The sequence below is a fragment of the Burkholderia aenigmatica genome (assembly GCF_048627025.1).
GTDB classification, from domain to species: domain Bacteria; phylum Pseudomonadota; class Gammaproteobacteria; order Burkholderiales; family Burkholderiaceae; genus Burkholderia; species Burkholderia aenigmatica.
The window spans coordinates 848,533-860,963 of sequence record NZ_CP184468.1 but is presented as its reverse complement, the minus strand read 5'-3'; the positions used below and the strand labels follow the sequence as shown (position 1 = coordinate 860,963).

Here is a 12,431-nt window from a genome sequence, read left to right as displayed (position 1 = left end):
CGCGTCAGCCATCGGAGGTGCAGCGTGCGCGTGATCCTGTTCAGCAGCCGGCAGTACGACGACGATTCGTTTGCTGCCGCCAACCGGCGGTTCGGCTATCGGCTGCACTTCCAGCCGTCGCACCTCGACGCGGAAACCGCGATCCTCGCGCATGGCTATGACGTCGTCTGCCCGTTCGTCAACGACACCGTCGACGCGGCGGTGCTCGAGCGGCTGGCGGACGGCGGCACGCGCCTGATCGCGCTGCGCTCGGCGGGCTTCAACCATGTCGACCTGGCCGCCGCCGAGCGGCTCGGCATCACGGTCGTGCGCGTGCCCGCCTATTCGCCGCACGCGGTGGCCGAGCACGCGGTCGCGCTGATCCTCGCGCTCAACCGCCGCCTGCCGCGCGCCGTCGCGCGCACCCGCGAAGGCGACTTCTCGCTGAACGGCCTGCTCGGCTTCGACCTGCACGGCAAGACCGTCGGCGTGATCGGCACCGGCATCATCGGCAGCGTGTTCGCGAAGATCATGATGGGCTTCGGGATGCATGTGCTCGCGCACTCGGTGCCGCCGTACAACGACGAGCTGATCGCGTTCGGCGCACGCTATGTCGAGCTCGACGAGTTGCTGCACCACGCCGACATCGTCAGCCTGCACTGCCCGTTGCTGCCGTCGACGCACCATCTGATCAACGAACGGACGCTCGCGCGGATGAAGCACGGCGCGATGCTGATCAACACCGGGCGCGGCGGCCTCGTCGATGCGCAGGCACTGGTCGACGCGCTCAAGAGCGGCCAGCTCGGCCATCTCGGGCTCGACGTGTACGAAGAGGAAAGCGGGCTCTTCTTCGAGGATCACTCCGACCTGCCGCTGCAGGACGACGTGCTCGCGCGCCTGCTGACGTTCCCGAACGTGATCGTCACGTCGCACCAGGCGTTCTTCACGCGCGAGGCGCTCGCCGAGATCGCGCACACCACATTGCTGAACATCGAGGCGTGGCATGCGGGCACGCCGCAGAACGTCGTGACGGCGAATCGCTGACAAATCGACGAAATCGGCCCATTTCACGGTGACCGGCGCCACCGCAATCGTTTGCTTTTGATCGGCACTGAAAACGCGATCTTTTGCATCAACAATTTCGCGCTTTGTTTCGACTGATGTAACGATTCCCGCGCGCCGTCTGCTATCGTTGCGCCGACGTTATCCCGCCCCCCTCCCGCTCATGCGTTTCGACGACTCCGACATCGCCGCCGTCTACCGCGCCATTTTCGAACGGCGCGACATGCGCCACTTCACGCCGGCCCCTGTCGATCCGGCCGTGCTCGCACGGTTGCTGCGCGCGGCGCATCACGCGCCGAGCGTCGGCTTCATGCAGCCGTGGCGCTTCATCCGCATCACCGATCCCGCGCTGCGGACCGCGATCCATGCGCTGGTCGAGGCCGAGCGCCGCGCGACCGCCGACGCACTCGGCGAGCGCCAGGACGAGTTCATGCGGCTGAAGGTCGAAGGCGTGCGCGAATGCGGCGAGCTGCTGGTCGTCGCGCTCGCCGACGGCCGCGAGCGCCACGTGTTCGGCCGCCGCACGTTGCCGGAGATGGATCTCGCGTCCGCCGCGTGCGCGATCCAGAACATGTGGCTCGCAGCCCGCGCCGAAGGGCTCGGAATGGGCTGGGTATCGCTGTTCGACGTCGACGCGCTGCGCGCGCTGCTGCGGATGCCCGACGGTGCGAAGCCGATCGCCGTGCTGTGCGTCGGGCACGTCGACGCGTTCTACGCGAAGCCGATGCTCGAGCAGGAGCGTTGGGCTGCGCGGATGCCGATCGAAGCGTGCCTGTTCGAAAACGGCTGGGACGATCCGGCCGCGAGCGATGCCGCCGGCTCGCCGTCGTCGCCCGTGGATGCGGACGCGGACGCAGCAGGCGCCTCACCCACCCGTGTCGACGGATCCCCCGAACGCGCCGCCTGACGAGCACCCCGCCGCCGTCATCGCTCCGCCCACGGCGCATTCGCCGCCGCAAACCGCGTCGAATCCCACACTGTGAGCGTCTCGCGCACTGCCCAGTCGCACGCCGGCAACATCCGTTTTGGCCCCAAGCATAGGGGTTTTCACTGAAGTAGAATCGCGGCTGTCGTTCGCCTTACCGTTCGCCTTACCGTCCGCCCGTCCCGCGCATCCCGCGCCCGCCCGAGCGGCGGCTTTTCCCGAGCCTACCGCGATGCCTTTACCTCTTTTCGCCCTCGCCGTCGCCGCATTTGGAATCGGTACCACCGAGTTCGTGATCATGGGGCTGCTGCCCAATGTCGCGCGCGACCTCGGCGTGTCGATCCCGGCCGCCGGGATGCTCGTGTCCGGCTATGCGCTCGGCGTGACGATCGGTGCGCCGATCCTCGCGATCGTCACCGCAAAGATGCCGCGCAAACGTGCGCTGATGGGCCTGATCGGGCTGTTCATCGCGGGCAACCTGTTCTGCGCGATCGCACCGGGCTATGCGGTGCTGATGGTCGCGCGCGTCGTCACCGCGTTCTGCCACGGCGCGTTCTTCGGGATCGGCTCGGTGGTCGCGAGCAACCTCGTCGCGCCGAACCGTCGCGCGCAGGCGATCGCGCTGATGTTCACCGGCCTCACCCTCGCGAACGTGCTCGGCGTGCCGCTCGGCACCGCGCTCGGCCAGGCGTTCGGCTGGCGCGCGACGTTCTGGGCCGTCACCGGCATCGGCATTGCCGCGGCCGCCGCGCTCGCCGTCTGCCTGCCGAAGAACCTCGCGATGCCCGACACCAGCATCACGCGCGAATTCAGCGTGCTGAAGCATCCGCAGGTGCTGATGGTGCTCGGCATCAGCGTGCTCGCATCGGCCAGCCTGTTCAGCGTGTTCACGTACATCACGCCGATCCTCGAGGACGTGACGGGCTTCTCGCCACGCCAGGTCACTTACGTGCTGCTGCTGTTCGGCCTCGGCCTGACGGTCGGCGGCACGCTCGGCGGCAAGCTCGCCGACTGGCGCCGGATGCCGTCGCTGATCGCGACGCTCGCCTTGATCGGCGTGATCCTCGCGCTGTTCGCGGGCACGATGCACCTGCCGTTCGCCGCGCTCGCGACGATCTTCGTGTGGGGCATCCTCGCGTTCGCGATCGTGCCGCCGCTGCAGATCCTGATCGTCGACCGCGCCAGCGACGCGCCGAACCTCGCGTCGACGCTGAACCAGGGCGCGTTCAACCTCGGCAACGCAACCGGCGCGTGGCTCGGCGGGATGGCGATCGGCTCCGGCATGTCGCTCGTGAACCTGCCGTGGGTCGGCGTCGCGATGGCCGTCGCGGCACTCGCGCTCACGCTGTGGTCGGCGTCGCTCGAACGCCGCCCGGTGGCCGTGCCGACCGAATACGTGTAACTCAACCCTGTTGAAATCGTTGCGTACACAACTCCACTCGAAGCTGATGGCCTTCATGGACCTTTCAAGGTCCGAGGTGTAGCATCGCGCCCGATGAAAGCCATTCTTAATCGCGATTTCCTCGCCCTCATTCTGAGCGTCGCGGTCGTCGGTCTCGGCACCGGCGCCACGCTGCCGCTCACCGCGCTCGCGCTGACCGAAGCCGGGCACGGCACCAACGTCGTCGGCATGCTGACGGCCGCGCAGGCCCTCGGCGGCCTTGCGATCGTCCCGTTCGTCACCGCGCTCGCACGACACATCGGCTCGCGCCGCGCGATCGTCGTGTCGGTCGTGCTGCTCGCGGCCGCCACCGCGCTGATGCAGTTCACGTCGAACCTGATTCTGTGGGGCGCGCTGCGCGTGCTGTGCGGCGCGGCGCTGATGCTGCTGTTTACGATCGGCGAAGCGTGGGTCAACCAGCTCGCCGACGATTCGACGCGCGGCCGCGTCGTCGCGATCTACGCGACCAACTTCACGCTGTTCCAGATGGCGGGCCCCGTGCTCGTGAGCCAGATCGCGGGCGCGACGAGCATCCGCTTCGCGCTGTGCGGCGCGCTGTTCCTGCTCGCGCTGCCGACGCTCGCGACGATCCGTCGCGCGCCGCTCGCCGGCGACGACGCGCATCACGCGCAGCACGATCACTGGCTCGCCGTGCTGCCGCGCATGCCCGCGCTGATCATCGGCACCGGCTTCTTCGCGCTGTTCGATACGCTCGCGCTGTCGCTGCTGCCGCTCTACGCGATGGATCACGGCGTCGCGAGTGCCACGGCCGTGCTGCTCGCGTCGATCATGCTGTTCGGCGATACCGCGATGCAGTTCCCGATCGGCTGGCTCGCGGACAAGCTCGGCCGCGAACGCGTGCATCTCGGCGCAGGCTGGATCGTGCTCGCGGGCCTGCCGCTGCTGCCGTTCGTGATCGCGAATCCGTGGCTGTGCTGGCCGCTGCTGTTCGTGCTCGGCGCGGCGGCCGGCAGCATCTATACGCTGTCGCTCGTCGCGTGCGGCCAACGCTTCCGCGGTGCGGCGCTCGTCACCGCAAGCTCGCTCGTGTCGGCATCGTGGAGCGCCGCGAGCTTCGGCGGCCCGCTGGTCGCCGGTGCGCTGATGGAGCAACTGGGCAGCAACGCGCTGGTCGGCGTGCTGGTCGTCTGCGTCGCGGCGTTCGTCGCGGCCGCGCTGTGGGAACGTCGCGCCGCATTGCAACGCGCGGTCTGACGCGGGCGCGAGCACGCCACCGCGCGCCGCCCTTTCACTAAATACGCTCACTTCGAAACGACGACGGCCCGCGCAATGCGGGCCGTCTCGCTCATGCTCGCGCCACGTTGCGCGTTACGCCTTCAACGCCGGCAGGATCGTGCCGACACACGCGCCGAAGCCGACGCGATAGCCGTCGCCCTGGCACCAGCCGGCGAGCGTGAGCTCGTCGCCGTCCTCGATGAACGCGCGGCTGCCGCCGCCGTTCAGCGCGACCGGCTCCTTGCCGTTCCACGTCAGTTCGAGCAGGCTGCCGAACGAATCCTTCGTCGGCCCGCTGATCGTGCCCGAACCCATCAGGTCGCCCACTCGCGTGTTGCAGCCCGCGACCGTGTGATGCGCGAGCTGCTGCGCCATCGTCCAGTACATGTGCTTGAAGTTCGTGCGGCAGATCGAGGTTGCTTCGGCCGCCCCTTCCTCGCGCAGCGTCACTTCGAGTGCAATGTCGAACGCATGCTTGCCTGCATGCTGCAGGTACGCGAGCGGCTGCGGCGATTGCTCCGGCTGCGCAGTGCGGAACGGTTCGAGCGCGTCGAGCGTGACGATCCACGGCGAGATCGTCGTCGCGAACGTCTTCGCGTTGAACGGGCCGAGCGGCACGTATTCCCATTGCTGGATGTCGCGCGCGCTCCAGTCGTTCAGCAGCACCATCCCGAAGATATGCGCTTCCGCATCCTCGCACGCGATCGGCTCGCCGAGCGCGTTGCCCTGGCCGACGATGAAGCCCGTCTCGAGTTCGATGTCGAGCTTGCGGCATGCACCGAACACCGGACGCTCCTGGTCGGGCAGCTTCAGTTGCCCGTTCGGACGCCGCACCGGCGTGCCGCTCACGACTACCGACGACGCGCGGCCGTTGTAGCCGATCGGCATCTCCGACCAGTTCGGCAGCAATGCATTCTTCGGATCACGGAACATCGAGCCGACGTTGGTCGCGTGCTCCTTCGACGAATAGAAGTCGGTATAGCCGGGAATGTCGACCGGCAGATGCAGCGTCGCGTCGCGCTGCGCGACGAGCACCTGCGCGCGCAGCGCCGTATCGTCGCGCAACCGCGCGTTGTCGCGCGAAAACAAATCAGACAGCTGCACGCGCACGCCGCGCCATGCGTCGCGGCCCAGTGCGATGAACGGGTTGAGCGTCGGCGCGGCGAACGCATCGGCGCCGGCCGGCAGCGTAACGAGGCCCGCGCGCGCGAGCGCCGCGAGATCGACGATCTGGTCGCCGAGCGCCACGCCTGCACGGCGCGACGCTTGCTTCGCATCGCTGAAGATCCCGAACGGCAGGTTCTGGATCGGGAAATCGCAGGCGGGATCGTTCGCCGTCTCGACCCAGCTCTTGCGAGCCGGGTCGAGCGTCGCGCGCCAGTCTTGGGTATCGCTCATCGTTGCTCCGGATTGAAATGTTTCTTGATGCCTTGCCAGCATTCGAAGTAGTCGGCCTGCAGCTGCGCGGTGTCGAGCGCGTAGCGTGTCGGCCGAATCAGCGTGCGGGTTTCGAACATGAACGCCATCGTCGCGTCGACCTTGTGCGGCTTCGTCGTGTCGCTCGCGGACGCCTTCTCGAACGTGTCCGCGTCGGGCCCGTGGCCCGACATGCAGTTGTGCAGACTCGCGCCGCCCGGCACGAAGCCTTCGGCCTTCGCGTCGTACGCGCCGTGCACGAGCCCCATGAACTCGCTCGCGACGTTGCGGTGGAACCAGGGCGGGCGGAACGTATCCTCGGCTGCGAGCCAGCGCGGCGGGAAGATCACGAAGTCGATCGTGTCGACACCCGGCGTATCGCTCTGCGACTGCAGCACCAGGAAGATCGACGGATCGGGATGGTCGTAGCTGATCGAGCCGATCGTGTTGAACAGGCGCAGGTCGTACTTGTACGGCGCGTAGTTGCCGTGCCATGCGACGACGTCGAGCGGCGAATGGCCGATGTCCGCGCGCCACAGGCGGCCGTTCAGCTTCGCGATCAGCTCGAACGCGCCTTCGCGGTCTTCGTACGCGGCTTGCGGCGTCAGGAAGTCGCGCGGGTTCGCGAGACCGTTCGAGCCGATCGGGCCGAGATCCGGCAGGCGCAGTTGCGCGCCGAAGTTTTCGCAGATGTAGCCGCGTGCGTCGCCGTCCGGCAGCGCGACGGAAAAACGCACGCCGCGCGGGATCACCGCGATCTCGAACGGCTCGACGTCGAGCCGGCCGAATTCGGTCGCAATGAACAACCGCCCCTGCTGCGGCACGATCAGCAGTTCGCCGTCCGCGCTGTAGAAGAAGCGATCCTGCATCGAGCGATTCGCGGCATACAGGTGGATCGCGCAACCGTTCATCGCGGCGGCTGACCCGTTGCCGGCCATCGTCACGAGACCGTCGACGAAATCGGTCGGATCGACCGGCATCGGCAGCGGATCCCAGCGCAGCTGGTTCGGCGACGTCGGCGGCACGTCGACCGAATCGCCGAATTCCGACACGAGCCGCTGCGGGCCCGCGTACGGCTCGAACGGCCGGTGCACGGCCGCCGGGCGGATGCGGTACAGCCACGAGCGTCGGTTGTGGCCGCGCGGCGCGGTGAATGCCGTGCCCGACAGTTGCTCCGCATACAGCCCGTACGGCGCGCGCTGCGGCGAGTTGCGGCCGTGCGGCAACGCGCCGGGCAGTGCCTCGGTCGCGAACTCGTTCGCGAAACCGCTCAGGTAGCCGGCGGTCGCCGGTTTCGACAGATCAAGCGTCATCGTTTCCTTTCTCCCTCAATTCATCGCGGCGTTCGGCGCCTGCGCGCCGTTGCGCCGCGTCACACCGGCAAGCCCGAGGACGAACAGCGCCGAGCACAATACGGGCACCGCGGCCGCATGGAACAGCGCGCCGTTCGACCAGTTGAGCGCAATCAGTTGTCCGCCGACGAGCGGCCCGAGCACCGAGCCGATCCGGCCGATGCCGAGGCTCCAGCCGATGCCCGTCGAGCGCAGCGACGTCGGGTAATACTGGCCCGCGAGCGCGTTGACGGCCGGCTGCCCGCCGACCACGCAGAACCCGCCCGCGAACACCACCACCAGCAGCCACGGCAGCGCATGCGCGACCGAGCCGATCAACCCCACCGACACGGCCGCGCACGCGAAGCATGCGAACAGCACGCGCACGAAGCCGTGGCGTTCGATGAACCAGCCGAGCGACAGCGTGCCGACCACGCCGCCCGTCTGCAGCACCGTGCCGACGATCACCGCCGTGCCGGGCGAATAGCCCGCGTCGCGCATCACGGTCGGCAGCCAGTTCGACAGGAAGTACAGATCGATCAGGTTCATGAAGCTGATCGCCCACAGCAGCAGCGTGACCGGCAGGCGCCCATGGCTGAACAGCTCGGCGACCGGTGCGCCGGTCGCGGCGCGCTCGCGCACGACGAGCCGCGTATTCGCATCGATGCCGGCCTGCGGCGCGAAATGCGCGAGCCAGTCGCGCGCCTGCGCGACGCGCCCTTTCAGCACCAGGAACTGCAGCGACTCGGGCAGCCGCGCGATCATCGCGACCGTCAGCACGAGCGGCACCGCGCCGCCGACGAAGAACACCGACCGCCAGCCGAGGGCCGGAATCAGCGCGGCGCTGATGAAGCCGCCGAGCGCCGCGCCGAGCGTGAAGCCGCACGACACGATCATCATCCGCTTCACGCGATGCGCAGCCGGGCTGAACTCGCCGACCAGCGCCATCGCATTCGGCATGATGCAGCCGAGGCCGAGGCCCGTGACGAAGCGCAGCGCCATCAGCACCGGGATCGAGCCCGCGAACGGCGTCGCGAGCATCGTCACCGCGAAGAACAGCGTCGAGCCGATCAGCACCGGGCGCCGCCCGATCCGGTCGGCCAGCACCGACAGCCCGAGCGCGCCCAGCAGCATCCCGAACAGGCTCGCGCTGAATACGGGCCCAAGCGCCTGCTTCGGCACGCCCCATTCGGCGATCACGCTCGGCGCGACGTAGCCCATCGCCTGCGCATCGAAACCGTCGATCACGAGGCACAGCCCGCACAACACGAGCAACATCCAGTGAAAGCCCGGGCGATGGGTATCGTCGATCACGCACTCGACTTCGAGCACGCGTGCGTCGGCCGGCGCCGCACTCATTGCGCGACCTCGGCAGCCGGATGCACGTGCGGCGTCACGCCCTGCCGCGCGAGCGTCATCGCTTCGCGCAGCACGTCGGCGTCGCCGATCTGGTTCGCGAGCAGCAGGATCAGCTTCGCGTTGACGAGCTGGCTGTCGGCGTCGGACAGGTCGCGATGCATGTCGATCAGCGCTTCGTAGAACGCGTCCGGGTCAGCCAGGCGCGGGCGGGTGTCGAGTGAGGGCATGACGGAGTCTCCGGTGTCTTTATCGTTTTCAGCGTGCGCAGGTCGCGCGCGCCAGGGCGTCGGCAAGCGCCTGACGGTCGAGCGCGCGCGTGCGGGCGCAGACATGCTGGTCGGGGCGCAGCAGGTAGAACGTGCCGGGCTTCGCGTCGTAGCGTTGCGCGGCAAAGCCGTCGACGTCCTCCACGACGACGACACCCGCGACCGGCTGCGCGTGCCCGGCCGGCACGACGAGCACGGGCCGCACCGGCAGCGCGAGGCCGTCGAGCGCCTGCGCAAGCGCGGCCGCATCGCCCGGCAACCCGAACAGCACGCCGGTGAAGCCGCTGCCCAGATGCTGCAGCAGCCAGCCCGACGCGCCCTGCGTCCGCACCGGCGCATCGGCTGCCGCGGCACCCGGCCGCATCGCGCCCGCGAAGGCGTCGCCGTGGCGGTCCGGCGTGTTCAGCGGCGAATCGGCCAGCACCGCCGGCACCGACAGGCGGCCGCTGTTCACGAGCTTGCGTGCGAATTCGCAGTCACGCGCAAGCTTCAGCGTCGCGTCGCGGAACACGCGCGACACCGGGCTCTTCGGCGTGATGAAGTCGGTCGAGCGCGTCGAGTTGCGGATGTTCTCGTCGGCCGCGAACTCGCGCTCGCTCGCATACGTGTCGAGCAGGCTGTCGGCCGAACGGCCGTCGAGCACGAGCTTCAGCTTCCACGCGAGGTTGTCCGCATCCTGCACGCCGCTGTTCGCACCACGCGCGCCGAACGGCGACACGCCGTGCGCGGAATCGCCCGCGAACAGCACGCGGCCGTGACGGAACGATTCCATCCGCTGGCAGCGGAACGTATAGACGCTCACCCATTCGAGCTCGAACTCGACGTCCGGCCCGAGCAGCGCGCGCACGCGCGGGATCACGCGTTCCGGCTGCTTCTCGGCGACGGGGTCGGCATCCCAGCCGAGCTGGAAGTCGATGCGCCACACGTTGTCGGGCTGGCGATGCAGCAGCACCGACTGATTGGGATGGAACGGCGGATCGAACCAGAACCAGCGCTCGGTCGGAAACTCCGCCTTCATCTTCACGTCGGCGATCAGGAAGCGGTCCTTGAACGTGCGGCCGTGGCTTTCGAGGCCCATCATCGTGCGCATCGGGCTGCGCGAGCCGTCGGCCGCGATCACGTACTGCGCGCGCAGCGTCGCGACGCCTTCCGGCGTTTCGATCGTCAGCACCGCGTGTTCGGCCGACTGGTCGATGCCCGTCACCTTGTGCTTCCAGCGGATGTCGATGTTCGGCAGCTCGAACGCGCGGTCGGCCAGATAGCCTTCGACGTAGTACTGCTGCAGGTTGATGAACGCGGGGCGCGCATGCCCTTCCTCGGGCAGCAGGTCGAACGCGTACAACTGCTCGTCCTGCAGGAACACCTTGCCGACGTGCCAGCTCACGCCCTTGTCGACGAAGCGCTCGCCGCAGCCGAGCCGGTCGAAGATCTCGAGCGTGCGCTTCGCGAAGCAGATCGCGCGCGAGCCGGTCGACAGCGTGTCGTCGTCGTCGAGCAGCACGACGGGCACGCCCTGCTGCGCGAGGTCGATCGCGGCCGCGAGGCCCACCGGGCCCGCGCCGACGACGATCACCGGGTGAACGGCGGTGTCCTGCGCACGCGCGCGGTATTCGAACTTCAGCGTCTGGTAATCGATGCTCATGGTCGCCATCCACCCCTCAACCCAGCCGGGCGCGCGCCGGGCCGCCCGTCATCCCGTCCGTCGCCTGCCGGCGCGCCGCGCCGCCGTCCCGCGTGCCATTCCTGTCAACCGCCACGTCTCGCTCCTTGCTTCCTGTTGATTCGTGAACGGCGCCGTTTCGCGGCGCCCGCATGCCGCATTTCTTGATCGGCGACAAATCTTGGATTTACGAATAGTAAAACCAATTACGAATAGTGAAATCAACGTAAACCCTAGGCGAAGCATCGAGGACGGGATAACCATATGAACGAAACGCCAAGCCGAGCTTGGCCGGCGCTGCTAATATCAAGCTACGAGGCGGCCCGTTCGGCCGCCGTTTTTCCTTCTTACGCCGATGATTCCGCCCACCATTCCCGAGCTGGTCGCCCGTGCGGGGCAACTGCCGTATCTGCGGGATCACCTCATGCTCGCCGATGGCGGCACCGCCAGCGCGAACCTGCCCGAGCGCACGCTCGGCAGCGCCTACGAACCGATCTACGACGTGACGATGCCGGGTGCGCCGCAATCGACGTCGTTCGCCGACGCAATCGAGCGCTACGGCGACGAGCTCGGGTTCCAGGCCGTCACCGTCGTCACGGGCGCGCCGCACGATCCGGTCGACTCGGCCGTCGACGACCAGACGCTCGTAGCGATCGACCGCCTGTCGCGCACGTTGCACTCGATCAACTTCTTCGGCGCGCAGCGCCACGGGCTGCTGTTCCTGCGCGTGCACGAACGGCTGCTGAAGAGCGTGAAGTACGACCACGGCAAGCATTTCTCGTCGGTGCTGCAGCGCTTCGGGCTGCCGAGCGAGCGGATCGTGATCGAGCTGCCGGCGGTCGCGGTCGCGCACAAGACCTTCCTCGGCTACCTGACACGCAGCTACCAGCATCACGGCTTCAAGGTCGCGGACAAGCTGCCCGACCCGGGCCGCATCCTCGCGGTCGAATCGGAGATGGCGCGCCCCGACTACATCAAGATGGATGCGGGCATTGCGTTGCGCGACGGGATGGTCAAGGCGCTCGTCGCGTATGCGCAGCGCGTGCGGATTCCGCTGATCTTCGACGGCGTCGTCGACGAAACGCAGTGCGAACTGCTGCGCCAGCACGACGTGCGGTTCATGCAGGGGCCCGTGTTTGCGAAGGTCGTGACGGCGTGAGTGGATGAGGTGGCCGGCACGCCCGATGTGGGGCGCGGGTGATGTGTCGGGAGGATCGGGTCGTCTGGCTTGACCGGCCGTCCGATGTCCGGCGGGTTGTTGCTGACCTCGCTGAAAGACCGGCTTCGTGGGCGCCCTTCGCTTCCGGCGCCGGCGGTTACCGCTTATACCCTTCCGCCGTCGTCGTACTTGGGCAGATCGTCGTCGATCTCGATGCCTGGATAGCGATCCCCGTACCAGACATGCCAGGCCGGACGCAGCCGCGCCGGCTCATCGAGCGTCGCGCAATTGATCTCGACGGTTTTAGGTGTATCGCTGAGCCGGTATTCGAGCTGCGCGCCGCAGCGGCCACAGAAGCGTCGCTCGCCCCACGCGCTCGACGCGTAGACCGTCGGCTCACCTTGCAGGTAAGCGAACGCGTCGATCGGCACCGATGCCGACGCGACGACCGCCGCGCCGGTCGTGCGCTGGCAAAGCCGGCAGTGGCAAAAACCGGCGTCGACCGGAACGTGGGCGATCCGGTACCGGATCGCGCCACATGCGCATCCGCCTTCCATCGGTTCTGCGTGAGACATGGCCAGCCTCTTCGTCGGTGAG

11 protein-coding genes are annotated in these 12,431 nt (G+C 68.1%); 5 read left to right on the top strand and 6 right to left on the bottom strand.

Going from position 1 to position 12,431, the window contains the following annotated elements:
• Positions 1-24 precede the first annotated feature (24 nt).
• The 4 genes from ACN8ZM_RS04060 to ACN8ZM_RS04045 all read left to right on the top strand — a co-directional run bounded on the left by ACN8ZM_RS04060 (position 25) and on the right by ACN8ZM_RS04045 (position 4,622).
• Positions 25-1,023 carry a 2-hydroxyacid dehydrogenase gene (locus ACN8ZM_RS04060; RefSeq protein ID WP_043189380.1) on the top strand — a complete coding sequence of 333 codons (999 nt, stop codon included), beginning with the start codon at positions 25-27 and terminating at the stop codon, positions 1,021-1,023.
• A 181-nt stretch (positions 1,024-1,204) separates the two neighbouring features.
• Complete coding sequence (gene bluB, locus ACN8ZM_RS04055; protein WP_420210601.1) at positions 1,205-1,948, top strand: 5,6-dimethylbenzimidazole synthase; 744 nt, start codon at positions 1,205-1,207, stop codon at positions 1,946-1,948.
• 250 nt (positions 1,949-2,198) lie between these two features.
• Positions 2,199-3,368, top strand: coding sequence for an MFS transporter (locus ACN8ZM_RS04050; RefSeq protein ID WP_420210600.1), 1,170 nt, complete (start codon positions 2,199-2,201; stop codon positions 3,366-3,368).
• 93 nt (positions 3,369-3,461) lie between these two features.
• Complete coding sequence (locus tag ACN8ZM_RS04045; protein ID WP_089449992.1) at positions 3,462-4,622, top strand: MFS transporter; 1,161 nt, start codon at positions 3,462-3,464, stop codon at positions 4,620-4,622.
• Between the two features lie 114 nt (positions 4,623-4,736).
• On the opposite strand, the gene fahA is transcribed toward ACN8ZM_RS04045, so the two are convergent.
• Genes fahA through ACN8ZM_RS04020 form a run of 5 tightly spaced genes read right to left on the bottom strand, consistent with a single transcriptional unit; the run spans position 4,737 to position 10,666 of the window.
• The gene (fahA, locus tag ACN8ZM_RS04040; RefSeq protein WP_420210599.1) at positions 4,737-6,041 is read right to left on the bottom strand and encodes a fumarylacetoacetase; all 1,305 of its coding nucleotides are present in this window, start codon (positions 6,039-6,041) and stop codon (positions 4,737-4,739) included.
• Positions 6,038-7,372 (bottom strand): homogentisate 1,2-dioxygenase, encoded by a 1,335-nt coding sequence (gene hmgA / locus ACN8ZM_RS04035; RefSeq protein WP_175222314.1) that lies wholly within the window; start codon positions 7,370-7,372, stop codon positions 6,038-6,040. The genes fahA and hmgA overlap by 4 nt, the downstream gene beginning before the upstream one ends.
• A 15-nt stretch (positions 7,373-7,387) precedes the next feature.
• On the bottom strand, positions 7,388-8,749 hold the full coding sequence (locus tag ACN8ZM_RS04030; protein WP_043189392.1) for an MFS transporter: 1,362 nt from the start codon (positions 8,747-8,749) through the stop codon (positions 7,388-7,390).
• Positions 8,746-8,976 carry a DUF2783 domain-containing protein gene (locus ACN8ZM_RS04025; RefSeq protein WP_420210598.1) on the bottom strand — a complete coding sequence of 77 codons (231 nt, stop codon included), beginning with the start codon at positions 8,974-8,976 and terminating at the stop codon, positions 8,746-8,748. Before ACN8ZM_RS04025 ends, ACN8ZM_RS04030 begins: the two co-directional genes overlap by 4 nt.
• 28 nt (positions 8,977-9,004) lie before the next feature.
• The gene (locus tag ACN8ZM_RS04020; protein WP_420210597.1) at positions 9,005-10,666 is read right to left on the bottom strand and encodes an FAD-dependent oxidoreductase; all 1,662 of its coding nucleotides are present in this window, start codon (positions 10,664-10,666) and stop codon (positions 9,005-9,007) included.
• A 364-nt stretch (positions 10,667-11,030) separates the two neighbouring features.
• Between ACN8ZM_RS04020 and ACN8ZM_RS04015 the strand changes: the two genes are divergently transcribed.
• On the top strand, positions 11,031-11,834 hold the full coding sequence (locus ACN8ZM_RS04015) for an EAL domain-containing protein (RefSeq protein ID WP_420210596.1): 804 nt from the start codon (positions 11,031-11,033) through the stop codon (positions 11,832-11,834).
• Between the two features lie 164 nt (positions 11,835-11,998).
• On the opposite strand, the gene ACN8ZM_RS04010 is transcribed toward ACN8ZM_RS04015, so the two are convergent.
• Entirely contained in the window at positions 11,999-12,409 is a 411-nt protein-coding gene (locus ACN8ZM_RS04010) for a GFA family protein (protein ID WP_205822789.1), read from the bottom strand.
• Positions 12,410-12,431: the final 22 nt, after the last annotated feature.

Excerpts from the sequence above, each read along its gene's own strand:
- bluB (WP_420210601.1), top strand. The coding sequence starts at position 1,205 with ATGCGTTTCGACGACTCCGACATCGCCGCCGTCTACCGCGCCATTTTC.
- ACN8ZM_RS04050 (WP_420210600.1), top strand. The coding sequence starts at position 2,199 with ATGCCTTTACCTCTTTTCGCCCTCGCCGTCGCCGCATTTGGAATCGGT.
- ACN8ZM_RS04045 (WP_089449992.1), top strand. The coding sequence starts at position 3,462 with ATGAAAGCCATTCTTAATCGCGATTTCCTCGCCCTCATTCTGAGCGTC.
- fahA (WP_420210599.1), bottom strand. The coding sequence starts at position 6,041 with ATGAGCGATACCCAAGACTGGCGCGCGACGCTCGACCCGGCTCGCAAG.
- hmgA (WP_175222314.1), bottom strand. The coding sequence starts at position 7,372 with ATGACGCTTGATCTGTCGAAACCGGCGACCGCCGGCTACCTGAGCGGT.
- ACN8ZM_RS04030 (WP_043189392.1), bottom strand. The coding sequence starts at position 8,749 with ATGAGTGCGGCGCCGGCCGACGCACGCGTGCTCGAAGTCGAGTGCGTG.
- ACN8ZM_RS04025 (WP_420210598.1), bottom strand. The coding sequence starts at position 8,976 with ATGCCCTCACTCGACACCCGCCCGCGCCTGGCTGACCCGGACGCGTTC.
- ACN8ZM_RS04020 (WP_420210597.1), bottom strand. The coding sequence starts at position 10,666 with ATGGCGACCATGAGCATCGATTACCAGACGCTGAAGTTCGAATACCGC.
- ACN8ZM_RS04015 (WP_420210596.1), top strand. The coding sequence starts at position 11,031 with ATGATTCCGCCCACCATTCCCGAGCTGGTCGCCCGTGCGGGGCAACTG.
- ACN8ZM_RS04010 (WP_205822789.1), bottom strand. The coding sequence starts at position 12,409 with ATGTCTCACGCAGAACCGATGGAAGGCGGATGCGCATGTGGCGCGATC.